Origin of the sequence: Novosphingobium album (ex Hu et al. 2023), assembly GCF_022832385.1 — a bacterium.
GTDB lineage: Bacteria > Pseudomonadota > Alphaproteobacteria > Sphingomonadales > Sphingomonadaceae > Novosphingobium > Novosphingobium album.
Window position 1 is genome coordinate 42,347 of sequence record NZ_JALHLE010000009.1, and the last position, 25,036, is coordinate 67,382.

16 protein-coding genes, 1 tRNA gene and 1 pseudogene are annotated in these 25,036 nt (G+C 57.2%); 1 reads left to right on the forward strand and 17 read right to left on the reverse strand.

From position 1 onward, the window contains the following. Nucleotides 1-6: 6 nt before the first annotated feature. The 3 genes from MTR64_RS07780 to MTR64_RS07790 form a co-directional block, all read right to left on the reverse strand. Nucleotides 7-2,715 (reverse strand): TonB-dependent receptor, encoded by a 2,709-nt coding sequence (locus MTR64_RS07780; RefSeq protein WP_243992529.1) that lies wholly within the window; start codon nucleotides 2,713-2,715, stop codon nucleotides 7-9. A gap of 255 nt (nucleotides 2,716-2,970) precedes the next feature. Continuing rightward, nucleotides 2,971-3,954: a FecR family protein gene (locus MTR64_RS07785; protein WP_243992531.1), complete on the reverse strand. Its 984-nt coding sequence runs from the start codon at nucleotides 3,952-3,954 to the stop codon at nucleotides 2,971-2,973. Then, nucleotides 3,932-4,504, reverse strand: coding sequence for an RNA polymerase sigma factor (locus tag MTR64_RS07790; RefSeq protein ID WP_243992533.1), 573 nt, complete (start codon nucleotides 4,502-4,504; stop codon nucleotides 3,932-3,934). Before MTR64_RS07790 ends, MTR64_RS07785 begins: the two co-directional genes overlap by 23 nt. Before the next feature lie 345 nt (nucleotides 4,505-4,849). Between MTR64_RS07790 and MTR64_RS21550 the strand changes: the two are divergent. Further along, nucleotides 4,850-4,939: pseudogene (locus MTR64_RS21550) on the forward strand (IS5/IS1182 family transposase); the annotation flags it as partial. A 296-nt stretch (nucleotides 4,940-5,235) separates the two neighbouring features. Here MTR64_RS21550 and brxL read toward each other — a convergent pair. From brxL to MTR64_RS07860, 14 genes are all read right to left on the reverse strand, one after another. After that, nucleotides 5,236-7,311 carry a BREX system Lon protease-like protein BrxL gene (gene brxL / locus MTR64_RS07795; protein ID WP_243992535.1) on the reverse strand — a complete coding sequence of 692 codons (2,076 nt, stop codon included), beginning with the start codon at nucleotides 7,309-7,311 and terminating at the stop codon, nucleotides 5,236-5,238. A gap of 9 nt (nucleotides 7,312-7,320) precedes the next feature. Further along, nucleotides 7,321-9,822 carry a BREX-1 system phosphatase PglZ type A gene (pglZ, locus tag MTR64_RS07800; RefSeq protein WP_243992537.1) on the reverse strand — a complete coding sequence of 834 codons (2,502 nt, stop codon included), beginning with the start codon at nucleotides 9,820-9,822 and terminating at the stop codon, nucleotides 7,321-7,323. A gap of 2 nt (nucleotides 9,823-9,824) precedes the next feature. Then, nucleotides 9,825-13,346, reverse strand: coding sequence for a BREX-1 system adenine-specific DNA-methyltransferase PglX (gene pglX / locus MTR64_RS07805; protein WP_243992538.1), 3,522 nt, complete (start codon nucleotides 13,344-13,346; stop codon nucleotides 9,825-9,827). After that, on the reverse strand, nucleotides 13,346-13,897 hold the full coding sequence (locus MTR64_RS07810; protein ID WP_243992540.1) for a hypothetical protein: 552 nt from the start codon (nucleotides 13,895-13,897) through the stop codon (nucleotides 13,346-13,348). Before MTR64_RS07810 ends, pglX begins: the two co-directional genes overlap by 1 nt. Then, entirely contained in the window at nucleotides 13,894-15,066 is a 1,173-nt protein-coding gene (locus MTR64_RS07815; protein ID WP_243992542.1) for an AAA family ATPase, read from the reverse strand. The genes MTR64_RS07810 and MTR64_RS07815 overlap by 4 nt, the downstream gene beginning before the upstream one ends. Further along, nucleotides 15,066-18,635, reverse strand: coding sequence for a BREX system P-loop protein BrxC (gene brxC, locus MTR64_RS07820; RefSeq protein WP_243992543.1), 3,570 nt, complete (start codon nucleotides 18,633-18,635; stop codon nucleotides 15,066-15,068). The genes MTR64_RS07815 and brxC overlap by 1 nt, the downstream gene beginning before the upstream one ends. Nucleotides 18,636-18,645: 10 nt before the next feature. Beyond that, nucleotides 18,646-19,236 carry a DUF1788 domain-containing protein gene (locus MTR64_RS07825; protein WP_419144929.1) on the reverse strand — a complete coding sequence of 197 codons (591 nt, stop codon included), beginning with the start codon at nucleotides 19,234-19,236 and terminating at the stop codon, nucleotides 18,646-18,648. A 20-nt stretch (nucleotides 19,237-19,256) separates the two neighbouring features. Continuing rightward, on the reverse strand, nucleotides 19,257-20,024 hold the full coding sequence (locus MTR64_RS07830; RefSeq protein WP_243992797.1) for a DUF1819 family protein: 768 nt from the start codon (nucleotides 20,022-20,024) through the stop codon (nucleotides 19,257-19,259). 930 nt (nucleotides 20,025-20,954) lie between these two features. Then, complete coding sequence (locus tag MTR64_RS07835) at nucleotides 20,955-21,482, reverse strand: hypothetical protein (RefSeq protein WP_243992547.1); 528 nt, start codon at nucleotides 21,480-21,482, stop codon at nucleotides 20,955-20,957. A gap of 262 nt (nucleotides 21,483-21,744) precedes the next feature. Then, nucleotides 21,745-21,933 (reverse strand): helix-turn-helix domain-containing protein, encoded by a 189-nt coding sequence (locus tag MTR64_RS07840; RefSeq protein ID WP_243992549.1) that lies wholly within the window; start codon nucleotides 21,931-21,933, stop codon nucleotides 21,745-21,747. Between the two features lie 114 nt (nucleotides 21,934-22,047). After that, on the reverse strand, nucleotides 22,048-22,626 hold the full coding sequence (locus MTR64_RS07845; protein WP_243992551.1) for a hypothetical protein: 579 nt from the start codon (nucleotides 22,624-22,626) through the stop codon (nucleotides 22,048-22,050). A 20-nt stretch (nucleotides 22,627-22,646) separates the two neighbouring features. Then, on the reverse strand, nucleotides 22,647-23,870 hold the full coding sequence (locus MTR64_RS07850) for a tyrosine-type recombinase/integrase (protein ID WP_243992553.1): 1,224 nt from the start codon (nucleotides 23,868-23,870) through the stop codon (nucleotides 22,647-22,649). Between the two features lie 169 nt (nucleotides 23,871-24,039). After that, nucleotides 24,040-24,115, reverse strand: a tRNA-Val gene (locus MTR64_RS07855). 87 nt (nucleotides 24,116-24,202) lie between these two features. Then, nucleotides 24,203-24,988, reverse strand: coding sequence for an enoyl-CoA hydratase/isomerase family protein (locus tag MTR64_RS07860; protein WP_243992555.1), 786 nt, complete (start codon nucleotides 24,986-24,988; stop codon nucleotides 24,203-24,205). Nucleotides 24,989-25,036 lie beyond the last annotated feature (48 nt).

Below are 25,036 nucleotides of genomic sequence, written 5' to 3' on the forward strand. Positions count from 1 at the left end.
GCTGCCTTAGAAGCTGAAGGTCAGCTTGCCGTAGTAGAAGCCCCCGCTGACACCGTAGGGCGAATAGAAGTTGTATTTCAGGAAGCCAGAGGCTGCGAACGCGGCCGGCAGCTTGTCAGGATAGGTATTCAGCAGATTGTTCGCGCCTGCGGAAATCTTGATCCCGTCCCTGATCTCATAACTGCCTTCGAGATCAATCAGCACCTTCGCACCGTTGGTCTGGTTGGTCGTGGGGCTGCCCAGGACCCACGTCACCTCGCCGTAACGGGTAGCCCGCAAGTTGAGGCTCGCCGGGCCTGACGACCAGTTGATATTGGCAATGAACTTGTCGTGCGGCGTTCCCCGGGTGAAATCGCCTTCGCGCGTTCCGCCGATCAGCACCAAGCCGGCATCGGCAAGAACATCCGGCAACTGGTCGATATGGGTGAATGTGGTCTTGTTGAAGTTTGCGGACAGCGTGAAGCTGAAATCACCCAGCGATCCGATCGGTGTCTTGTAGGTCCCGACGATGTCGAGACCACGGGTCCTCGTGTCCGCCGCGTTCGAGAAGTAGAAGCCGCCAGCAGAGGAGTAGATGCCGGCATCGTTCAGCACTTGCAGGACGGTGGAACCAGTCAGTGTCTGGCTGAGCAGGATGCGGTCGCGGATCTTCACCTGATAGGCGTCAACGGTCAGCGTGAGCTTGGGGATCGCTGTGAAGACGATACCCGCCGAGAAGTTGGTGGACTTTTCGGGCTTGAGCGGCTCCGCGCCGAGGGCAATCGCAGCCTCGGTGTCAACCGGCAGGGCCGACACCGGCAAAAGCTGGCCATTCACGTTGATCGTACTGGCCGAAGAGTAGTGCTCTTGCTGCAGGGTCGGCGCACGAAAGCCGGTGCTCGCCGTGCCGCGGATGGCAAAGCCGTGAACGGGCTCGATCCGGAGCGAAGCCTTGCCGGTATTGGTGGTGCCGAAATCCGAGTAATCCTCGTGTCGGCCGGCCAGCCCGAAGTCCAGACCGTCAATGATGGTCTGTTCGATATTGATGTAAGCGCTCCAGTTGTGACGGTGCCAGGTTCCGGCAGAAGTGTCCGGAAAGCCCGTTACGCCCTGCGAACCCACAGCGCGGAAGGCACCGGCATTGAGGCCAGTGGTCGAGACGTAGCCGCCGTTGATGTACGAGTCCGGCTCGCCGGCGCCGATCCTGAAGCCGTTGTCTCGGTACTCGGCCCCTACCGAAATCGTCATCGGAGCAGCGAGACCCACTTCGAGCGACTTGGTGACGTCGAGGTTTGACGTCCACTCGGTCGAAGTCAGTGAACCGATGTACAATGTCGTGGGACTGTCTGGCCCCAACGATGCGTTCAAAGTGGTCGTTTCGCTGTAGTCGACCTTGTCGCGCGAGTAGGTGGTGCTCAGGTCTACGTGCAACGTGTCACTGAGATCGCCGCGGATCCCGCCCGCAACCTGAAAGTCGAAATCCTTGACGTAGAGATGCGGCGAGTAGCCGTTGGGAAAAAGCTCGGGAATATTGTTCACCGCGCCGGGCGTGCGATACGTCAGATAGGCGTCCGCAGTACGTTTCGAAATCGTGCCGAAGCTGTAGAATTCGAAGCTATCCCCCAGGGAAGTGCCGGCGTCGTAAGCAAAGTTTCCGCCCCAGACTTGCGGCTGGCCACCCATGTTGACGTCTTCATTGACCAGTGTGTTGATGCCGCTTCGGCTTGTGCGGCCCTGCATATATCCTTCCGCCGACAGATGAAGGAATCCGCTGTTGCCAAAGGCAAAGCCCTTATCGAGCTGATAGCGGCCCTGAACACCGTCGCCCGCTCCCGTGACACCGCCCAGCATCATGGCATTCCCGGACGTATCGTCTTTCAGGATGATGTTGATCACCCCGGCAATGGCGTCCGATCCGTACTGGGCCGCGGCACCGTCGCGCAGCACTTCGATGCGCGAAATCGCGTTCGAAGGGATAAGGTCGAGGTCTGGCGGCGACTGGCCGTTCTGGGTGCCGCCGTTGATGAAGATCGTGGCGGTGTTGTGGCGCCGCTTGCCATTCACAAGGACCAGCAACTGATCTCCCGACAGGCCGCGCAGCGATAGCGTCTTGACTGCGAAACTCGCGCCAGCCCCGTCATTCGAGACATTGATAGACGGCACCAGCGTGCCCAGAAGATCGCGGGTCGACTGCTTGCCGGACGTCTGCAGATCGGCCTTGCTGATCACGTCCACCGGCGCGAGACTGTCGGTGGCAGTCCGATTGGTCGAGCGCGTTCCTGTAACGATGATCGGTTCCGAATTGCGTTCTGCCGGCGGTCTTCCGGCACCCATGTCCGCTGTGTCGTCTCCTTCGGCTAGAGCAGGGTATGCCTTGGTTCCGCCCTGGCTGCGCTTGCCGCGGGATTTCGGAGCCGCGATGGCAACACTGTCCTTGCCGGTGCGGATGATTTCAAGGTTGGTGCCGGACAGGATGCGGCGCAGTGCATCGTCCGTGGGCAACGTTCCGCGCACACCTGACGTGCGATAGCTGTTGACCTCTTCGTAGCGGAAGAAAAGGCTGATTCCGGATTGCTTGGACAGGGCAACGAGGGCCTGTCCCATATCTTGCGGCGGGATGTTGAAGTTATGGATGTCGCTCAGCGATTGTGCGGATGCTGCAGCCGCGAAAGATGGCGTACTCGTCCCGGCGAGAAGTGCTGTGAGGAGGCAGATGCCCATTCCCGTTTTACTCATCGATCCGATCCCCTATTTTCATCGACTTCAGCAGAAGTCTCAAAAATACAGACGAAGCAGCCGGATCTGACCGCCATGGGAATGAAAGAATTTCTTCAGATTTTTGCAATGCGGCAAAAAACGCATTCCGGGCGCGTAAAAGCACCGCCACGAACTGACGGAAAATGCCTGCGGCGGGCGCCGCGTGAACCGCTGTGATGGTGGCGAATTCAGTTTCCGGCGCGTGCCCGTCAAGGCAATCCCTAGGGGCAGGACCTAGGGTACGGCACTTTCGCCGGATTCGGCAGGAGGCTGATAGATCAGCAGTACGCCGCCGTCGTCCTGACGGATGACATCGAGAGGCAGTGTCTGTTTGAGCGCTGTCAGGAATTGATCTGCTTCATCAGTCCTGAACCGGCCACCGACCCGCAGTGCGGACAGGCGGCGGTCGCCAATGACGATCGGCACGGCGCGGTACCGGTTGAATTCCGCAATGGCTTGCCCCAGCGATTCGCCGTTCAATTCGATGACGTTGCTTCGCCACAAGGTCCGTTGTTCAACCTCATCCTTGCGTAGGCTGGCCACGACAACGTCTTGCGGTTTGATATAGGCACCGTCACCAGCCGGCACCTTGCCAGTCCGCCCTTCCGACGTATGCACGCCAACAAGTCCGTGGGTCACCGTCAGTTCGACCAGTTCGGACAGGACGCGCAGATTGAATGCAGTGCCAAGCGCCCGCACGGTCGAACCGTTCACCTCGACGTCGAAGGGGCGATCCGGATTGCGCGCGACATCGAAATAAGCCTCTCCTGCGAGCAACTGGATCAGGCGCCGCTTGCCGGAATAGGCCACAACGACGCGGCTGTCGGTGTTGAGGTGCATGATCGAGCCGTCAGGCAACGTGACATCACGCACTTCTCCAACAGCGGTGGCAATCCCCCGGCGGCCATGCCACACGCCCAGGCCGACAGCTCCGGCAATCCCGGCGGCCGCACCGGCCGCCAGCACGCGGCGGCGTGTGAACATTTTGTCCTCGAAATCCAGCCAGCGCGTTTCATTCACACGGTCGGAAGCGTGTACTGTCCCGTCAATGCTGGAAAGAGACAGATCTGCCGTCATGTCCCACGCCCGCGCGGCGCGCGCATAGGCGACAGCGTGAGCAGGGTTGCCGCCCAGCCATTCGTCGATTTCCCGCTTCAGTTCCGGTGTCGGATCAGTGACCTGCGCGAGGAAATAGTCAGCCGCCTGCTGCTCTATCATTTCCCTCGCTTTGGCACTGTCTTGGTTCGACACAATCGGCTGCCTCTTGTTCGGCTATGGCACGCATGAAATGCCGGAACGCCTTGCTCAAATGCTTTTCAACCGTATAGACGGACAACTTCATTTCCACCGCTATTTCTGTCGGAGTTTTTTGCTCTACGCGGCGCAAGTAGAAAGCCCGGGCAGCCTGCGCAGGCATTGTTGCGATGATCCTCTCGATACGCCGCAACTGGTCGCGCGCGCACAATTGCGCCTCCAGATTGCCTTGTCCTTGCAGCTGATCCAGATCGGTCACGGTTTCGAATGAAACGATCTTTTTGCGGCGGACTTGATCTATCAGCAGGTTGCGGGCGATCGTGAAGAGATACGGTCGGCCCTGTTTGACTTCGTGCCAACGGTGATTCGCATAAGCCCGGGCCAGGACTTCCGCCACCGTGTCATCAAGGTCCTGCGGATCCGCTCTTAGCGAACGAAGACGGGCTCGCAATGCGCCTTCATGGGGCAGAACGACGCACTTGAACCAATCGAGCCTGTCGCGAAGATCATCCATTGGCGAATTCCCCTATTTCGCCAGACACCTCCTCCCTTTGACTGCTCTTACCGGCAGGCACATCTCGCAGTTTTCAAATGCGTCACATTGTCCTCGTTTCGTCCCCCGACTCGGGGACTTACCCGTCGTTCCGGGCAGAAATCCTGTGCCGCAACAGCAGTTGGCAAATCCCGAGTTCCAGCCTCGCCGCAATTTCGAGTGGAGTTGGTTTCACCGCGCGCCTGCAACGCAGGCATGCCGCAAGACTCTGGAACTGCGGGGATTGTAGTGGAGGAAGTCTGACATGAACCTGTCTCCGTCGACGGACGTTACAGATTGCCTGACGATGCCCAATGGCTTCGCCGGATTTCCATCGGCCGCCTCAAGGACTGGCATCGAGCAGCAACGCGCTACGACGGCGGCCCGACCGTCTTCTTTTCCGCGCTCTTCTGGCTGTGTTCGATGAGTCCTGAGGGGTGGCCCATACGATTGAGAACGCCTGTGAACGCAATATGGTGGCGGTGAGGGGCGCAAATTATAGATATAAATCTATGATTTTACATTATTTTAAATATAGATCCGTCAAAAAAGCCCCCAAAAAGGCCCCCGCAACCCCGAGATGCATGTGGACTAAATCGACCGCGCAAGGACAATGCACGTCGCCGATAACTCCCAAAAAACATTCGCTTGGACGCGCTTAAGCGCACAGAAATGAACTCGATCGCGCCAACAGGGCATTCAATCAGGCTGCCTTACGCCTTTACGTTGCTAAGGTAGATGACCTCGAAAGCCTTGACCGACCGGAATTGCTGCAACCGGTTGGCCAAACTGAAGGCATCGTTGAGTTCGTATTGCTGGAAGATATCAAGACCTCGATCGAGCGCGATTTTCCAACCGGTGTCTGTCACGATGTGGCGGGCGTGAATTGTGTTTGTCTCGTCAAATTCCCAGCTGAAATTAATGCCTATCCCCCCACAGGACGCAGCGATTGCGCCTAGGTTCTCGACTTGCCTTTCGGGCCTGATCCCATCGATGCAGGTGATCAAATGCACCTCGACTTCATCGGCTGGGGACTTGGTTTTCGCAATCGTCTCGATAAGCTCCATCACGTTGCGCACTTGGTAGAACGCCCTGACGTAGGGATCGGTGATCGTGATCTTCTGAGCGCCTACGAGATAGGGGCCGAACAGCGCGTCGAAAGTCACGCCCTTTTGGTTTTCATTGAAACTCAGATGCCCCGGCTTGGGAAACGCGGGATCCGGGCTCGTTGCTGCCACCCAGTCATTCCCCAGGGCCGCGGCATCAGCGTCTTGCGGCGCTGCAGCCTCCCCTTCAAGCCCGGCTGTCAGGTCGCCCGCTCGCCGATAGTAAAATGCGGGAAACTCAGTCTCTTCTAGGGTTGTCACGAGCACCTTCTCGCCGCCGATGCGCGAGAACGAGAAATCTACCTCTGGATAGGTTGTGTCGATCCGCATCAGCTGGTCTTTGACCCGCTTGCGCCCCTCTAGCGCCAGCTTGAGAATCTCCTCGATCTCGTCAGCTGTCGCCTCCCCTGACGGGAAGAGCAGCTTCATGAGGCCGGAAAATGTCTTGTGGACGCCGTCGCGGTCGCGCGTCGAGATGTCCGATGACAGCTCAAAGTGTGAGCGATAGCGGTCCGAATAGTCATCGTTGCGCAGATGCCGTAAAATTTCAGCGAGATAATCGACCACGAAACCATAGCCGCTCGAGAACATCTCACCGCGAATCACACCAACCTCCCAGCCAGGGATGTACGTGTGCAAACGGTCAATGAAGGCGGAATCGTAGTACTTGTCTGGCAACTCATCGAACAGGTCAGTGTTCTTGAGCATGTAGGGAACGGTGTGTTTCGTGTTCCCGACGAAGACCATGGAGGCCTCTGCTCCCAGCGGCTCGATACCACGTGAGAAAGTCTTGTTGGCCATGTAGTTCTTGAGGATGTCGACCAGTGCCTTGTCGACCTTCTTCTGCTTACCCGCGAACTCGTCGAGCGCCACCACATCCCAGTAGCCAACAAGGCCCAACTTGCCGGAACTGTTACTGACGAACAGCTTCGGCACTGTCACCTCGCCCCCCGAGATCAGGATCCCGTGCGGCGAAAATTCTGAGTAGATGTGTGATTTTCCAGTGCCCTTTGGCCCCAGTTCGATGAGGTTGTAATTTCGCTCCACGAAGGGGATCAGACGCATCAGCTGGATCAGCTTGGACCGCCGACCAAACATTTCTGGGTCGAAGCCGACGGTCTGGAAGAGCAGGTCAATCCATTCATCAGTCGAGAAGCCCTTGCGGGCTTCCAGATAAGCTTCGTAGTCAAAGTGCGACAATTGGATCGGCTTCATCGAGCCCAAGATCCAGGGGGTCACATTCTTGTCTTCGGTGTAGTCGTACTCAATGTCGGCGATGCACCAGACCCCGCCAACTAGAAGCTTGGGGTGGGCCTTTACGGTGCCGGAATCGATTAGGACCTTGGAAATTCCGAGATTGGCAAAGCTTGCCTCGTAGGTATCGCTCTTTTCATTGAGAGCGACGCTGATCCGATCAATGATCTTCCAGCGCCCTTTTTCGCGGATATTGGACTTGATGAGCCCAGCCTCATTGCGATGGACATAGTGCTTCCGCAAGATCTCCCGAACCGTCTCGATGCCTGATTGGATCGACGCCTCATCGTTGGTCGCGCAATACTGGCCCAGTAGATATTCCAACACGTAAGTCGGAACGATGGCGTTGCCCTTAACCGCCTTCACCAGGTCCTTGCGGACCACAAGCCCGGGGAAGCGTTCGTTGATCTTGTCGTCCAGTGCGGTCATGCCGGGCCCTCAGAAATCAAAGTCGTTGGTGAAGCTGCGACGCAGGATGTAGCGCGCACTTCGAAATTCGCTGTAATGCGAGGTGTCCCCATGCTGCTCTTCCAGCCGCAAGACAACTTCCTGGCCATTGTAGTCGTCGGCCTTGCGTGACAGCAGGAAGCGGACCGGGTGCTCGCGCTCCCGCGGATTTTCAGACCGGAAATCGAACACGAGTTCGTGGCTGTCTGAAATCAGATCACCCGATTGCGAGAATATCCCGGCGCGCAGCCGGCGCGCCTGTGTCTTCTCCGTAGCGGGAACGGACTGGTAGAACCTGACGGAGATCTGACTGGCTGTGATGACCTGATTTGTGCTGCCGATGATTTCAACATCAACAATTGAAGTATCACTCTGCCGCTTCTTGTTGATCCGGACGACGGGAACCACCGCCTCTTGCAACGTGGCGCCGCCATGCACGAAGCGGCTACCCGAGCCCTTAAGACGCAAGCGGTTGATCGACTTCGGGATCAGGATTTCGACATCACCCTGCAAACCTGCCTCATCCGGCATGTAGAGCTTAAGCCCCTGTTGGGGCTTAAGGCCATGGCCGAGCACGAAGCGGCGGTTCCGGAACAGGATGGTCTCGCCCACCACTTCCGAGCCTGAAAAGTCACTCTCGTCGATGGGACGGTGTTGGTAGATGAAGCCATGGTCTGCCGTGATCAGCAGATTGTTGGCGTTGGCGGCTGCCAGCTTTTTGACAAGCTGGACCAGCTCTTCGAGCGTCTTTTCAGCGGCCTCGAAGACACGATCCTCTGTGGCCGGTTTGTCGCCGGTCGCATCGATCAGATTGTGGTAAACATAGATCACGTCGTGATCGCGAAACAGCGCCCGGTAGTCGTCTCGTTGCATCTTGAGGAGGTCGTCGGCCAGCAATGCGGTCGTCCGGTCCCCCTCGCGTCCCTGAGCGAGGATCTTCTTCCGGTTTTCGGTTCCCTGCGAGCTCTGTCCATCAACGATCACCGCGCTGGTGTCGTTATCAGCGATCTGAAGAACACGGTTGGGAAGCAGCGAGGCCATGCCGAGCTGGGTATAGGTCGGCAGCGATCCCAACATCGGCTCGATCTCTGCGTCATAACGATCGAGCCCACGGATCCGAGCCAATAGCTCCTCCGCCACTTCATACCGCATGGCATCCGAGATGATGACGCAGATCTTCTGGTCCTTCTGCCGATAGGGGGCGACGTGGGTGGCGTAGAATGTCCGCTGATCTGGCACAGGCGCGGCATCCCACTTCGGTGCTGCATCGACATGGACCTGCCAGCTGTCGTTGAGGCGTAGCAGGTAGCTGTTCACATAGTGGTTCTCTACCTGCTCGTAGAGCTCGGCCATCAGGCTGGCCTGACCAGATTTCTGCATGTGGTAGATGAACTTGCGGTATAGCTGGTCGATGCGGAACCAGTTTCCGGCATAGCGGCTGACGCCTTCAGCCAGGCTGGTCATGCCAAGGTTTACCTGCGCCATTGCCGCGTGGAATTCAGCCGCGAAGCCAATCGCCTCATAGAGGTCGCGGAAACGATCGTACCAGTAGCTTTGGCGGCGCTGGCGGATCCAGCTGGCAACATCTCCCGCGGCAAGCGTGCGCGCCGCGACGCCGTGCACGAGGGCAACGATGATCGCCCGATCGATGTCCTCGAAATAGTCGAGTTCGATGAGGTGTCGGAAATCGCGTGTTTCCAGATCCGTCCGCACGCCCAGCACGTTGGCGTAGGTGGAAGACAGAGCCTCGAAGGCCTGGGATGCGTGGCGGTTGTTCTTCCAGCGGCGGAAGAATACCAGCGCCTCGGGAGAGAGGCCTCCTGCCTCTCCTAGCCCCATGGCATAGCAGGCCTTGAACAACGAGACTGCGAAGTCCTCGATGCTGGGCTGCACGGCCGTATAGCCATAATGGCGGCCCATCTGGTCCCACAGGAACGGGCCAAGGCCAGAGCGCTCGATCAGGCGCATTGTCTCGTCGGTATCCGCCGCGAGGTCGGCCAGCAGTCTTTCGACAACGGAATCGAATCCGCCTTCGCCACCGGCGCAAACGCTCAACATCTTCAGGCGCAAGGCGCTGGCCGTGTCGTCGTTGCGGGCAAGCCGCTTGAGCTGTTCGAGCCTGCGGGCGGAGCGGAAGAACTCCGCATGGGCGCGCACCACATCTTCAAGCCCCAGCCCAAGGCCCAACTCGGACAACCAGAGGGCTGCCTGGTCCGCCTTGAACGTACCATGGGCCAACTGCACATCGAGCAACCAGTTGTCGATCAGCGCCGGTTCCGGCCCTTCGCGGTAGATCAGGAAGCGTCCCTGCGGTGCCTTGCGTAGGATCCGGTGCTTCACCGCAAACTCGTTGTTGGCGAGCGCGATCTTCTCGACCCCGGGCAGCTCCAGTGCCTCAAACGTATCACGCAGCTCGCGGGCCGTATCGGTCCAGAACACGATACGGTGACGATCGAAAGCCGCTTCCAGGCCTTTGGCGATGCGATCATTCATGATCAGTCATCCGCATCCGACAAGCCTTTGATCGGCTTGAGCGCCGCGCCAAACTGCGGGTAGTTGGCCTTCACCCCATCATCGAGATTGATCTCGATCTTCTGCGTGGCCAGCGGGTAGAGCACGTCGCGCTCGTAGCCATCGAGCTCTTCGATCACCTTGGTTGCCTCGCCTACCTCCTTGAGCGCCTTGGTCCGCTGGGCGGGAGTGGCTTCAGGGTTGATGCTCTGCGCCTCCTGGGCCTTGCGGTGGGCTTCCAGCTTGTTACGGTACTCCCGCAGATAATCGTTCAGCACCACGCTGACCGTGTCCGGACGGTAGCGGTGCATGTAGATCAGCGCCTGGAAGCTGCCCTTGGGGCTGGCGAACATCCAGTAAATCGGGCGCTTCTTGTAACGGCGGACGTGGTAGTCATAGAAGTCGCGGGTGAACCACTTGTGGATTTTTTTGCCCAGCGCGCCCTCAATGAAGGCCAGATTTTCCTGAAACTTCGCCTCGCCGAAGGTCACGCGGAGGAACTTGCGAAAACGCTCAACGATGTCGTCGGCAAACCAGTCGCCGTCCAGCACCGGGATGACGTTATCTGCATCCGGTTCGAAAGTGGGTTGCGGCACGCGAGCGAGGTAATCCGCGAGGCCTTCGCCTTTATTGGCGAGGATCAGCCCAGGCGCGTCAATGCTGTAGCGGCCGAACATGCAGCCCACAGCATAGTGCAGGAATTCTTCTGCGGTGCGTGCGAGAAGATCAGCCTCGCGCTGCTTGTCCGATTTTTCGCCCTTAAGCGAATAGGCTGGGTTGCAAGTAAGTGTGATTTCGGTCGCCGGCACCTCAGGAGTCAATTCGTTCTGTAAACCATAGGCGCTGATGAAGATGCGGTTATTCTCTTCCTCTAGCCGTTGCATCTCGTCAGTCATGCTCTGCCAGTGCCCTCGGAGGTTCGAGTAGGTAGACTCGAGGGTATCTTCACGATGTTCGGCTGAAAGCAGCGGGAGCGCGCCAAAATCCCATGAGGTTTCTGAAGCGTCCCAGTCGGCTCGGGCAATAGCAATACACCGTGCTGCAATCGATCCCGTCCCCGCTGGCAAAGATACCGGAATGTCTGCAAGGTTTCCTGGATTTACATTCAGTGTCGGATTCAACGCTCCCAAGGCCGTGTAAACGACTGGTGAGTTCAGAAGCGCTGCGAACTGCGTCTGCATGGAGGGATCGTGTATAGGGCAAAGTCCGGAGGCGTCGTCAAAAAGAAATCCGTGCCCCGTGGACCGGAAGCTTACCAATCCAGAAGTAATTTTTGTCCATGAAAGTGCAGGCTTGAAGATATATTCAAGGTTGTGGTTAGTTGACCCAACCTTGTAGCCATTGCCCTTCATGTTGAGCATTTCCGCCCCATCTTTCTCCCAGTTTACCACACATTCAACGTTGCCATACCACCTCCTGAAAGGTCCGCCCTTCAAGTATGGAAACCATTTAGCACCTGAAGCCTTTGCAGCTTCGCGGCTTGGCAAATCATACGCAAATTTTGATCCCTCTACTTCGAACCATTGCCGAATGAAGCGAGGGTTATCGGCAGTCACCATTCCCTTCCGCGGGCTGGCGAATTCGCTGAGCGGCTTTGATTTCGAGAATGTTTCTCGAAGGTCATGGCTCACCCAGTAGGAAAGCGGATAACCGGGGAGCTTGGAGAAGTCATCAGCTTCTGCGGTAAAATAATAAGGAGGGCGGCGCTTCGATTTTCCGATCGCAAAAAGTTCTTCTTTTTCGGCCTCTGTGGCGCCGTCCACAAGCCTTATGAACTCCGATATTTTATTATATCTCACTGCGTTCGCAAAAACAAAGGCCGTTGTTGAAACCACGTCGCCGCCAATAGAGTCAAACGCATTTTCTCCGAGGTGCGCCATTACCAGCAATGTATGCTCATCGAGCAATCTTCTGCGAAGTTTCGAAAAAGAGGACAAGAACATCCATGCTTGCATGTTGATCATGGACAACATGCCATTGCTCCGCGCGGCAAGGAGCCCACGGTCCATAAAGAGTGCGAATAGGTTTGACGAACTATCTGGGTATTTTTGCTGAGCCCAAGCCTTCAATTCTGCGTTTGCGCTACTGATGTCCATATACGGAGGGTTGGCCACAACCACATGGTATTTGGGCGAAAGGGCCTCGGCCATATCCAGCACCTTGAGCACCCGCTCCTGCACCTCGCGCAGCAGCAGATCACCGCCGAAGTCCTTCAGCCGCACAACCCGGGCCACCTCGGCAGGATCGCGCAATTTCGGCAGGATGAGCGAGCCAAAGTTCTTGGCCTGCTCGAACTGCCCCATCGTCTCGCGAAAATCAGCGGTGAACAGATCGCTTCCAACCACGGCAGCGACGTCCTGCATCTCGGATGGGCTGAAGCGCACATCCTGTAGCACGCAGATGTTCGGCTGCACCGCTTGACGCAGAAATCTCCGCCGCCCGAGCTTGGTTGCCGCCTTCATCGCCAGCGCAAACGCCGCCAGAGCGCCCGCACGGTCATCAATCTCGATCCCGTACAGGTTGTGGGTCAGGATCAGCCCGGGGATCTCGGTCGCCTCGTACCCCTCTTCCTCATAGATCGCGTAGAGCAGATCGAAGGCATAGGTCAGCATATGCCCCGACCCGCAGGCTGGATCGCAGATGCGGATATCCTCAGGCCGGGAAATGCGCAGGAAATTGGTCTCTGGCTCTTCCGGCGCGATGTAATAATCCATCTGCGCCGCCAGCTTCGAGGTCGGGCGGTTCAGCAACCACAGCCGCCCCAGTGAGTTTTCCACCAGATAGCGCACGATCCAGTGCGGGGTGAAAAGCTGGGTCGCCGCCGGAATGTTTTCCGCTGTGATCTTCTTGTTCTTCTTCAGCCCGGCAAAAACCTCGTCTTTCTTCTCCGAGATGTAGAACTGGTAGAGCCAGCCGATAACCTCGACGTCCTCGCAAACGTCCGGCGTCATCGCCTCGCGCACATAGGCGAGGATCGAGGCGTTCGACAGAAGGTCGTCAGGCAGAAGCAGCTCTGTGTAGTCATCGATCCGTTCGAACAGGAACGGCATCGCCCTGTGCAGATCATTGCAAATGGCGACGATAAGCAGCCGGTAGGCCTCGGTCTGGGCATCCGCACTGGGCGTGCGGCCGTCCAGCAGGCTGCGGACCTTGTCGCGGATCCTGTCGGGCACGCGGTCTTCGTCCATATGCCCAGCCTTGGCCTCGGCCAGGATCTCTGGCTGAAACTGACCTGCGACAGGCGAGACAACCCGGACCGGGTTCAGCTCATTCACGTCCATGAAGCGAAGGGCCGAGAAACGATTGAACCAGGTGTAGGCAACCAGCTCGATCACTTGATCCTTGCCGTCCTTGGCGATCGCCGCCTCAAGCTTCCTCATCGCATCAGGATGCTCACGCCGGGCTGCCGAGTTTTCGGCAATCACGGATTCAAGCTTGGCACTAACCTGCGTGATGAGGGCGCGGCGGGCAAACTGCGCGAATTTCTTGAGCTTCGAGGTATCCATCAGGCGGCTGCCCCTTCATTTGCGGCCGCTGCGGAAACCCGGGTCACGGGCCAGTCGGCGAATGTCTTGTTCCAGATGTCCACGGAAAGCACGACGCAGTCCGCAATGTGTTGGCGGCGCCAAGGTGTGTCTGTCTCGCAGCGAATGTCAGCGAGGAGCCGATCCTTGAAGCCGGTGAGAAGCGCTCGTTGATCTGCTGGATCGAAGGCATCCAGACCGAGCAGGACCACATACTTGAATGGCTTGGCATCGCGTTCCATCAGGTGGAGAAACGTGTAGGAGCTGCGGGCCTTCGGGGTCAGCTCCTGCGTAAGAATCGACCTGTCCGACAACCGCTTGAAATAGCTGGCCCGCTCTGCGTCCGGCACCTTCTTGTTTGACGGATCCTTGATCTCGACCAACAAGATGTCCTCATCCCTTTCAATGACGAGATCCACAAACTTCATCTGAACCGGCAGCTTCACGCCTTGCCGATCCAGTTCGTCACAGGCGAGCTCCTCGGGAAATGAGAATTCCAGGTCGGCGTCTGGTTCTGCTCTATACAGCCTCAAGGCTTCACTCCCCCCAGTGCCCGCGCCACGTCCTCGTCAAATAGCTCGGCGAAGGTGTCTGAAATCGCCGTCTTGGAAATCAGAGAGTAGTTCTCAGAGGTCTCGACGGTGAGCCGGTCAGTTTCAGCGTCACGGCAAAGGGCGTGAAACCGGATGTGATCTTCCTTGCCCTTGTCCATGAGCAAATCGAACCATTTCAGCAGGACATAATCGTGCGTAGCCAGAATGATCTGTTGGCCGTTGCGCGACAGCTGGAGGAGGACCTGAACCACCTTTTTCATGAGTGCAGGATTCAGGTTTGCCTCGGGCTCATCCCACAAAAGGACGCCGGTACTTCCTGGGTCGATCGATCTATTGCAGAGCAGGCGGTGCAGGACGCCAATCTTCCGGTAGCCTTCGGCCGTCATACCGCTTGAAAATGGTTCCCTACCTCTAGGGACGAACCGGAGAACCGTGGAGTCCTGGTACATTTGCGCAGTTTTGGCGCGCGACCGCTCCGGATCAGCCCTTTCCTCGTAACCCCCGGGTTCAAACTGAAACCCGCCTTCATTCGTCCAGCGGTATCGTCCCCCGACGAGGGCGACCAATTCGCGGACGATGTTCGAGAGCCTCGGGTCTTCTGCCAGGCTGGCGGCCTCATCCTCGAATCCGGGATTAGCCAAGAGTTCGGCGAGATCGAGGTAGGTATCGTCGAAAATCATCTCGACGGTCGCCCGGTCATGGCTTTCGTTCTGCATCGCGCGGACGAGAGACAGGACTTCCTTCGTCGGGATGAACACGGGGCGGGATTGCGCTTCGGAGCGAGCGTCCTTCTCTACTTGAACGCCCCTGGAATTGCTGCTGAATGAAATGGTGACCTGGGTGTCATCGCTTCCCTTCAGGCACAGCCTGGCTCCTCCCGACGCTCCCCTAGCCCGCAGTGCACCAATCTTGCTCTCGCCCGGAGAAAACACCCGCAGAAGCTTGTTCGTCAGCTGCGTGTCGATGTCCTTCTCTGAGCCCTCCACTGCCGATGCCGGCTGGCTTGCGATCGCCAACGCGTAGATTGCCTTCAGCAGATGCGTTTTCCCGGTTCCGTTCGAACCGATGATCACGTTGATACGCGGCGAGAGCGGGATATCGAGGTTCCCGAATGCCGTGAAATTCTCGATTTGAATGCCTGCAATCATCAGACCGTGATCCTCTTGCCGCTGCGAATCTCGGCGAGCAGGGTTTCGCGGTAGGACTGAAGGTACGTTTCAACGTCCGCCTCGCTGGCGAGATACGGGCTGGCGAAGCTGACCTTGAGATTCGCGGTCGAGACATATTCCACGGGCGAGGGAGCCGGAGCTGGCTGCGGCGTCAGCCCTCCGGCTGGTGCCTCACGCACCTTGCTTTCTCCCGACAGGGGCGGCTCGGTGGCAGGAGGTGCGGGTGGCGCCGGCGGCGTTGCCAGCCGGGCGACCTTCCCAAGCAAGGCTGGATAGGTTTCCGATCGGAAATTGGCGGTACGCTCGCGGATCATAGCCACCAGTTTGGCATTGCGGACGCTGGTCTCAGCGGCCTCGCACTCGCTGAGGATCCCAGCCTTGGCTGCGGCATCCAGCTGTGCGAATTCTGGTACTACCTCGATCTTGGCCTTGAGCTCGGCCAGACCCCGGAGAGCGCTGTCCCGCTCCTGCACCAGCAGGGCATCGACATTGGCACGCAGCTTGTCGAGCTCAGCCTTTACCTGCTGGATCGCATTGCCCTTGTAACAGAGCGGATCGGCCAAAACCGCCCGGATCACTTCGGCCTGAGTGCTGCCGGTGTAGGAAAGGTTCGTTACCTGCTCGGCGAGGAAGTTGCGGGCCTCATCACAGATCTTGCGCTGGGCCCCGCCCATAAAGCGTCGGATAGGGTCAATCACCTGCTCCTTCGCATCGAGCAATGCGTCTGCATGCCTGGGGAGGTCGGTGAAGTACCAGCCATAGGCTTTGCTCTCCAGTTCGCGCAGCTTCGCGATGACCGGCGTGATCGCCGCGAGGAACGGATAATCCTGGATTTGCGCCTCAAGCGCTACCAGTTCAGCCGCCAGCTTCGTGATAGCCTCTCCCGTTTCCTTGCCCAGAGCCTTCGCCTCGGAAGCGACAGGCTGGCTGTCGAACATTTCGGCATGGAATTCCCGCAGGGTGCGTACCTGGTTCGCGGTAAACTCCACCTGCAGATCGAGAACGATGTTTGCGAGCGCATGCGCGTTCTTCAGCGCCTTTTCCAGCGCATCCCCCTCCAGGGGAGCGCCATCCGAGCGGGCTTCCAGCTTGCCATGGGCAAAGAGGCTGGCGACTGTGCAGAGAATCGCAGCATTAGGCCAGCCATAGGGCTTGACCTCGAACTTCTCGACGATTGCCTTAACCGACGTGCGAACACCGGTGCGGACGTTCCCTTGCGCAAAGTTCAGGATTTCCTGCTCGGCTTCAGTCAGGTTACTGGCACCAGAGATCAGCGCACCGTCATTGGTTTGCCTCAGGAAGCGGCTGATATCGGTTTCGGCGTAGGTCGCCCCGCGCAGCATCGGCAGATTGGTGTAGACTTTGTCGACAAGCATCTGGAATGCGCGCCGAACCCGCGCCTGCGGATCCTCGCCGCGCAAATCCAGTTCCTCACCGCGCACAAACAGTTGCGCCTCCGCAACCAGCGTTCTCGCCCGGGTTGAAAGATCCCGGTAGCGGTTCGCGTTCTGTTGACCCTTCTCGCTGATGATCCGTTCTATCGAGGCTTGGGGAGCGGTCGCACGGGTCTGGCGGACATATTTCTCGGTCTGCTTGTACATCACCAGGTCACGGGCGAAGCGGTCGTCTGTCTTGAGCAGGATCACCAGGTCGTCGTTTGACATGCTGCCCATACGCAGAGTCTCGGCATTGCCGCTGTGTTCGTGGAAAGGCGTGACGACGTTGATCGAAAGCTCGTAATCCCGTCCTTGAAGGCGATCGTCGAGCTTACGGGCAAAGGAGTAGTCATGGGCCGCCCCGTCATGGCGGATCTTGCGGTCCTTGATGACCCCATCAAAGATCAGCATCTCCAACTCCCGCGCGACTTCGGTGGCGTCGACATCGACGTTCTTGATCTCCTGTTCGACATCCTTTTCCTCATCGGTCAGGAATTCGAAAAGATCGCCATTGCGCTGGATGTATGTATTTTGCTCGAGCAGGCTCAGTGCCGTCTCGACCCGGCGCTTGAGCGCGGCTTCATCCTCGTCAAATTTCTCGCGCATGAGGATGACGATGTTGCGGGCCGTCGGTTTGAACGGCTTCACATATTTAACGAGAAACAGGGCCTTCAAAATGCGCGTGGCGAACTCGTCCCCAAGGTTGCGTTCCGCAATCTGGATGGACTGCTGAACGCTGGATTTGAGTGCTGTGCGGATCCCCTCAAACATGAGATCGAAGGTCGCAATCTGGCCAAGCTCCAGTTCAGCCAGATGAATGGCGACCTCCTGGAACACGCCCAGCATCGAACGCTCGCCGACCGAACTGTGTCGGCCTTCAAACGCATTGTGCTGCGACAACCCCTGGATGACCATCTGGAACAGTGGGTACTGATACGGGATGAACGGGTAGCTGTGGATGAAGTGGTCGCGGTCCTCGAAGTTCTTCAGATGGATCGAACCATCCGCAAAATCGAACAACGTGCGCATGTTGTTGCTCTCGCGGCGGTACAGATCGGAGAGGCTCTCAACCCCCAGCTCCGTCTTTTTCAGCAGCCGCTTCTGGATCACCTCGGCCACGTCCGCGCTGTTGAGCGGCATCCGGTTGGCAAAACGCGCCTGGATCTTGGAAAAGTCGCTTTCCTGGCGCTCGTTCATGTCGCCGATGACGGCATTCATGTCCTGCTGCGCAGTAACGATGATCCAGGCCCGCCCACGACACTTTGTGTTCAGACTCTCTGCAATCGTCTGGAGGTTGGTCATCAGCTTGACGTTGTCGGCGATGTATTGGCCGACCTCATCGACGAAGAAGTTGAGGCGGAAATCCTTGCCTTGGACGTCTATGTAAGCCTTCACCTTGTCGGCGAAATCTTCGATCGAAACCTTGTAATCTGAGCGGTACTTGTTGAGGATCCCGGCCGCCTCGGACGCATCGGCGCCGGTCGCCTTTGCATAAGCACTGGCGATGTTGCTGCCCTCAAGGAGGGCCTGCTCCCGTCCGCGCTCCCAAGGCTTGCCAGCAATCGCCTGGTAGGCCTCCCTGAAGGCGCTGTAGACATTGCGGCTATCGAGATCGCGCTCAAACTGGGCAATGTGGGCTTGCTTGCCATAGTAACCGCAGGACTCATCAAAGACCTTCTGGAAGACCGACAACAGCGCGTCGATCTGGTCCTTGGAAATGACATCGGCCTTCTGGTCGATGTTGAAAAGGATGCTCCTCGACGGGATAGCGACGGCACGTTTGAGGTCAGCTGAGAGGATTTCGTTATCCGCGCACTTGTCCTTGAACAGGTCATAGGCCGTGGCTCCGTCAACCTTGCGGTTCTCGAGCACCATCGCCAGCATCTTGAGCAGGTGCGATTTACCCGAGCCGAAAAAGCCGGAGATCCAGACGCCATTGGCAGTCGTGTAGTTCATGTAGGCGTCGAGAAATTTCTCGATCTGCTTCTCGATCTCGTTGGTAAGAACATACTCTTCAAGCTCAATCCGCAGGCTCGCGCCGTCATCTGCCTTGATGACGCCTTCGATCGGACGGTCGACGGGCTTTTCGAATATGTTGCGCAAAATGGTCATATCGGCCCCCTCAGACCTCATAATTAAAGATATTAAATGCGCGGTAATATTTGTCGTCGTGCAGAATTCCGAAAAGATCCAGCGAAGCCCCGCTAACCAAAGCGTGTGTGTAACTTCCAGGGAAAAACATCAGGGTTGGCTTTTCCTTGGCCGTACTCTGCAGATTGTTCAGCACGTTATGTGAACGGATATAGGGGAAGACTTCACCCACGCCGGACAGGAAGAGAACATCGAAGGATTGGCTTGCCAGCCTCTTGCCAATATTGGGGATGAGGTGCGTCTCGGGGTCAAGGACGTTCTGCAAAAGCTCCCGCAGCTCGTCTTTTGAGACACCCGGTTCGGCAGCGATCAGCTCATCCCAGATCCCGCGCTCGTGCAGCATCGTGATCGCCAAATCATAGAGATTGATGTCCAGCACCGTGACGCCACGATTGGCGAGTTGTCTGACAAGCTGGCTCCGCACCTGTTCCATACCCACAGCGTCGCTGGCCGGGAAAGGGCAAATGAAGAAAGGAACCTCGTTCCCCAAGCCCAGCTTCCTAAGAAAGCGCTGGCTGGAAACAACTTCGAGCAAATGGTCCTGACGCTCTCGAGGCGTCATCGTGTTTGTATCTCTTGTCATCAGGCATCCCTTTGCCCACCGAGCTCCGCTCCCGGAAAATATCGCAGTTCCTGCGGGTCGGATTGCGCGATCAGGGCCATGAAGCTCGGCGAGAACAACGCCCGGCAAATATGATCCTCATGGTTAAGAATCCCTGCCTCTCTCATGAACCTAAACAGGATTTGACGCAGTTTTTCTCGGGTCGAAGTACTGATTGCCTCGAGCTCAGGCTCCCATTCAGCCTTTGCTGCATAGAAAACATTGAAGTCGTCGTAGGTGATATGGGTGCGGAAACTCAGAAAGCGCTCTGACAGGAGCTCGACCGCGAACTCGCCGATGAACCGATAACCCCGGCATAGGGCCAGCCAGAGAACCGCAAGCTGATCCGCGTAATCGCCATGACAAAGCAAATCGATCTCATCCACCTTGAGCACTTCGAGGCGATTGGCGATCTCCCGGACCGAGCGGGTCACCGAAGATTGCTTACGGAACGGGATGGCCCCCTGTTCGCCCGCAGCCTTCTTGACCGCAGTCCAGTCTCCCAGCTCCTGATAAAGGCGTGCGATCGCAACGCTCTCGTTCAGGAACAGGCCGCCGGTGCTAAAGGACATCCGATATTTCGGGGTCTTCGACTTCAGAATCATGAGTTGGCGCCATTTCCATTCTCGTTCACAATTAGCCCCGACCCACGGATCGATTTTGGATCCATCCAGAAAGTTGACTCTCAAATCGCCTAACTGGGAATAGCGCCCGCAGCAATCAGCTTGTAGCCGCCATGGCTGGCGCATGGTCAAATGGGAAGATCAGAGGCAAAGGGTGATGGTGTCAATCGGCGCGGAACCGGGGGCCGGGATCGGCGTCCAATCGGTGGCCGTGCATATTACCCATGTTGATGCCGTGGGACCATTTCCGAATAGTCAACTTAAATCGACAACGTAGCGTCAACTACCGAGGCTTGCCTGAACATATCAATGAGGTTGATACTGTCCAACACGACCGGACATCCTAACAGGTTCCTCGGACAATCAGGCAATCATTCAAATAGCGGCATTACACTTTAACGAACATTATGAGAAATGTGAAAAATTTACCCATCTAATCATACGAAGCGCTGGGATAAAGCGACAAAATGTCCCTCTCCTGATCAGCAAGCTCCAGGAAAAGTGATTGGTGATCATCATCATCACCATTCTCACCTTCCGCGAATTTGATCTGTCCGCTTCTCGATCGCATCAACGCGCCACCGCGACATCATCGAGACGGGCAATGACAGCTGGGGGTTCAAAAACTGGAACTGAACCAAAAACCCCTTCCCCCGGACCCCCATCCCCGGCGGTTAACCCGGTGGGTCAACAGGGACCTCCCACGGACGCCGCCGCCAGCACACCTGACGGTGCGCGTCGTCGTCCGTGGGCCCCTCCTATCGACTACCGGGATAACCGCCTGACTACCGAAAGGTGGGGTCAATATTGGGCGCCGATAGGGGGTCAGTTTTGCGCGCCGGTTGACAACACGGAGTTGGTTAGGTTGGGCAGTGGGACGATGCAAAGCGGATAACTAATCCTATTGCGATCCTAACCTAACATGACCTGATAAACACCACCCATGGTGGTAGCTATATGCGTAGTGGATCGCAACACGAACGAAATTGGCTATTTTCCGCCATTGTCACCGACTGTTGTATTGATTTTCAATACACCTTCGAACATCAAATGTAGCTAATCTTCGTCAATCGTACTGGAATCCAATACCGGCAATTGACCGCTCGACCGGGCTTTCCGATGAGCTTTCAATGCTGATTGACCGCGCTCCATGCGTTTGCGAGGTTGCGTTTTGGGCTCAGGTTCACACTCAAGAAATTCCCACGATGGGGCTTTGCGGCCAGGACCGGCCAACCATGTAAGACGCCAGCAACGCGCCCTCGAGCTTTCTTTGGCCTTTACTTGGAAAAAGGCATCCTCAGTCATCTGGATGAAGCCCAGCTCTTGAAGCGTGGCGAATGACCGCCGGGCAGCATTTACGTCGGCCACCCCCATCCGCGCGGCACCGTCACGAACACTGAGGTAGAGGCTACCGTTATTCTGGCCGTTGTAGAGCATGACCAATTCGACAAGAAGGGCCCGATCGTTCGGACTCAACGCACGGTACGCGTTGCTATTGAGGATCCTGTAGTCCAACCGGACGAAACGACTAGTGTCGTTTCGTCCGGTCACATTCGGTTTTTTCGGCCTTTGGCGCTTAGCCATTATTGAGTGCCCGGTGCTTCCCAATAAGGAAACGACACGTCATTGCGCGGTCAACGAGGTGATCGAAATAGAGCTTAGCCATCGCGATCCTCCATGAAGGCAATGGAGGCCAAGATGCTCGCAACAGCAGGACGGACGAGGTAGCGGCAAATCAAAGTTTGCTTCTGAAGTTCGCGATGCGTAAGATCGTTGCGGAAACGCGTGCTACAGCTGTTCCGCAAAACCCCGCCCAGTGGCGGGGTTTCGCTTTTCTGGTCCATGCTCACACCTTTCCGGCAATCAGCGCGTTCAGCGAAGATGCCGGGATCAATGCCCGGCCATTAACCCGGACGCTTTCCAGCTTCTTTTGGGCGATGAGAACATAAATGGTGCTGCGAGACAGACTTGTGGCCGCAACCGCTTCCTTGATAGAATAAGCCACTTTGTGGCGGTAGGCGTCGTCATTCTTCATTGGACTGCTCCGTACGTTGTGGGAACAGCAGTCCAGTTATCGGACAAGCGAAGGGATTTTCACCTAACTCGCAATTGGATTTTAGGGCCCCTCAGGGACCTAGAGAAAATCCACCTATTTGAGAATTTTATGATGGGCTGGAGCCTCGAATTCGTCGAACTCTCGGATTAGCTCAGCCAAAGATGACGATGACTGCCTCAAACAATCCTGTGGCTCGCGCTTCGTAGCATCAGCGTAAAGATAGACAACTTCCAGAGTAAATTCGTCAATGCAGGAAAATTCTCCTGCCTCTTCCTTAACTTTCTCAATCCAATTGGCGACATTGCGAGCTAATGTTACAGCACGTTCTACGGTCTTCCTACCCAGAAGATAGAGCTCAGTGCCATACTCGATAGCATCTACGTATCCAATTTGATCAACCCTTTGACTGACATCGCGACCAATTTTGAGACGGTCGCGCCTCAATTTGAATGCACGGACAACTTTTCCGTACGCTTTCTCACTTGCCTTCAGAGCAAGCTTCTTAGATTTGCCCTCCAATACATCTGCAAGAAGTGCCCGCGTTCGCGGCTCGATCGGCTGATGCGATCGCAAAAGCTTGGCAATGTCAGCTTCTGGCGTCGCCGAGAAGCCGCCAAGTGCCAATTGTGCCAAAAGGTTATAGTCTACCTGACCTAATCCGGAGCGAGCCATTCAAGCACCGTTGCCTAACATCAGAGCACTGAACTGACTGAAAGTCGCACAATGTCGGCGCCATGGCGGAGCTGATCAAGATAATCGCTCCACCATTGCGCCATCTCAACACGCTCTTTCCAGTGAGCACCACGATGGTAGGCAGCGCGCACCCTGTCTTCATCGCCATGCGCAAGAGCACGCTCGATAGCATCTGGGTGCCATTTTCCACTTTCGTTTAGTAGTGTGGAAGCCATTGCCCGGAATCCATGAGCAGTCATTTCATCGCCAGAGAAGCCGAGGCGCCGCAAACCTCCATTAATCGTGTTTTCAGACATAGGCCGGCGGCTCGATCTAATTGAAGGAAAGACGTATCCGCTCGGGCCAGTGATGGCGTGAACTTCACTTAGGATCTCGATTGATTGGCGCGAGAGCGGGACTTGGTGTGCCTTTCGCATTTTCATTTTCACGCCAGGAATGGTCCAGAGGCCCACGCCAAGATCAATCTCTTGCCATTCAGCATGACGCAGCTCACCAGGCCGAACAAAAACATTTGCCGATAGTTGCATGGCAAGCTTCGTAAGAACTTGCCCCTCATATCCATCTATTGCGCGCAATAGCTCACCGGCCCGCTTTGGGTCGATAATTGCACCGTAATGCTTCGGTGTCGGCGCCGTGAGCGCACCACGCAGGTCTCGACTAGGATCATAGGTTAAACGAGCCGTGGCAACCGCGTAGCGGAAAATGCGGCCCGAAAGCTGCAATACCCTCCGCGCCGTCTCGTAATTGCCCTTGGCTTCAATCCGCCGAAGAACGGCTAGAAGATCGGGGACGGTGATATCAGAGATAGGCATCTTCGCGATAACCGTTCCCATTCTTGAAACATAGTATTCGCTCTTGTCCGCAGTCGAATCAGAAAGACCTTCCCGCCTTCGTTTCTCGAGAAACTCCTTAGCAACCTCACCGAAAGTGTTGGCGGCAGAAACCTTCGCCAAATGCCTAGCCTGCTGTTTTTCGCGCGCAGGATCCTTACCCTCTGCAAGTAATTCACGCGCCTCATCGCGCCGCTTGCGCGCATCACTCAGACCAATCTCTGGATAGCCGCCAAAGGCGAGTTTCTTTTCACGGCCATCGACCCGAAATTTGAGGCGCCAAAGCTTCCCACCTGACGGAGTAACCAGAAGGTACAGACCGCCACTGTCGGCAAGCTTGTATTCCCTTTCGCGCGGTTTGGCGTTTCGGACGGTTACATCAGTGAGCGCCATATGTGTGGGGGCCTCTCTACAACCTCGAATTGCAAAGGGCCCCAAAAAGGCCCCCGATGCGGAATGGCTGCAGACAAACGCGAGTGGACACCCTCAGCCATGAGAGCTCAAAATATCCTACTTTTCTGAAGGTTGTCCAGACGAACATGGACATTGCCGGATGGGAATATGGTGGGCGGTGAGGGGCTCGAACCCCCGACCCTCTCGGTGTAAACGAGATGCTCTACCAACTGAGCTAACCGCCCGGCACGCCGGAAACCGCGCATTTAGGGTAATTCTGGCTCACGTCAACCGGCACATCGCCCGTCACCGCTGACAACACCATCGCGCCTTCAGACGGGCAGATCATTCGGCGTCCAGTCGGGATCGCGCTTTTCCATGAACGCTCGCATTCCCTCGCGCGGTTCCCGGCCGTACGCGAGGCTGGCAAACATCGTTTCGTAGTCGATCGGCGGGTACTGCTGGTTGAGCATTCGCTTGGTGTGGGCGCGAGCTTCAGGGGCAGTGCGCAGTATCTCACAGGCGGCCCGCAAGGCTTCCACTTCCAGTGCATCATGCGCCACAAGCCGCGAGAACAGTCCCATGCCATGCGCCTCGGTCGCCTCGATCCGTCGCGCGGACAGGATCACGTCCCGCGCGCGCGCCATGCCGATATGCGCCGGCAGCATCGCGGCGTAACTGGCATCGATGATCCCCCGAAGCAGCTCTGGCACGCGAAACGTGGCCCGGTCCGAGACGACGGCGATGTCCGCCATCATCGCGATCAGCAGTCCACCGCCCTGACAGATGCCGTTCACGGCCGCGATCACCGGCTGCATCGATTCGCGAATGGCCAGGAACGGGAGGCTCTCATGAGTCAGGCCCTGCGGCACGGGCTCCTCCCCCGCTTCGTAGCGGCCGCCGAGATCGCCACCAGCGGAAAAGCTGTCACCGGTCCCGGTAATGATGAGCGCGCAGGGTTCCTTGAACGAATTGACCAGCCGAACCGCCCGCTTGAGCCCGAAATACATCGCCGGGGTCAGAGCGTTTCGCGCGCTTGGGCGATCAATGCGGCACCAAACGACCGGTCCCTGCCGTTCCAGCTTCAGTGATTGCGTTCCCACATCGTATTCGCTCATGGTTCTCTCCCCATCTTGCCGGCAAAGGCTAACGTGGGGAGGAGAGAC

Excerpts from the sequence above, each read along its gene's own strand:
- MTR64_RS07780 (WP_243992529.1), bottom strand. The coding sequence starts at position 2,715 with ATGAGTAAAACGGGAATGGGCATCTGCCTCCTCACAGCACTTCTCGCC.
- MTR64_RS07785 (WP_243992531.1), bottom strand. The coding sequence starts at position 3,954 with ATGATAGAGCAGCAGGCGGCTGACTATTTCCTCGCGCAGGTCACTGAT.
- MTR64_RS07790 (WP_243992533.1), bottom strand. The coding sequence starts at position 4,504 with ATGGATGATCTTCGCGACAGGCTCGATTGGTTCAAGTGCGTCGTTCTG.
- brxL (WP_243992535.1), bottom strand. The coding sequence starts at position 7,311 with ATGACCGCACTGGACGACAAGATCAACGAACGCTTCCCCGGGCTTGTG.
- pglZ (WP_243992537.1), bottom strand. The coding sequence starts at position 9,822 with ATGAATGATCGCATCGCCAAAGGCCTGGAAGCGGCTTTCGATCGTCAC.
- pglX (WP_243992538.1), bottom strand. The coding sequence starts at position 13,346 with ATGGATACCTCGAAGCTCAAGAAATTCGCGCAGTTTGCCCGCCGCGCC.
- MTR64_RS07815 (WP_243992542.1), bottom strand. The coding sequence starts at position 15,066 with ATGATTGCAGGCATTCAAATCGAGAATTTCACGGCATTCGGGAACCTC.
- brxC (WP_243992543.1), bottom strand. The coding sequence starts at position 18,635 with ATGACCATTTTGCGCAACATATTCGAAAAGCCCGTCGACCGTCCGATC.
- MTR64_RS07825 (WP_419144929.1), bottom strand. The coding sequence starts at position 19,236 with ATGACGCCTCGAGAGCGTCAGGACCATTTGCTCGAAGTTGTTTCCAGC.
- MTR64_RS07830 (WP_243992797.1), bottom strand. The coding sequence starts at position 20,024 with ATGCGCCAGCCATGGCGGCTACAAGCTGATTGCTGCGGGCGCTATTCC.
- MTR64_RS07835 (WP_243992547.1), bottom strand. The coding sequence starts at position 21,482 with ATGGCTAAGCGCCAAAGGCCGAAAAAACCGAATGTGACCGGACGAAAC.
- MTR64_RS07840 (WP_243992549.1), bottom strand. The coding sequence starts at position 21,933 with ATGAAGAATGACGACGCCTACCGCCACAAAGTGGCTTATTCTATCAAG.
- MTR64_RS07845 (WP_243992551.1), bottom strand. The coding sequence starts at position 22,626 with ATGGCTCGCTCCGGATTAGGTCAGGTAGACTATAACCTTTTGGCACAA.
- MTR64_RS07850 (WP_243992553.1), bottom strand. The coding sequence starts at position 23,870 with ATGGCGCTCACTGATGTAACCGTCCGAAACGCCAAACCGCGCGAAAGG.
- MTR64_RS07860 (WP_243992555.1), bottom strand. The coding sequence starts at position 24,988 with ATGAGCGAATACGATGTGGGAACGCAATCACTGAAGCTGGAACGGCAG.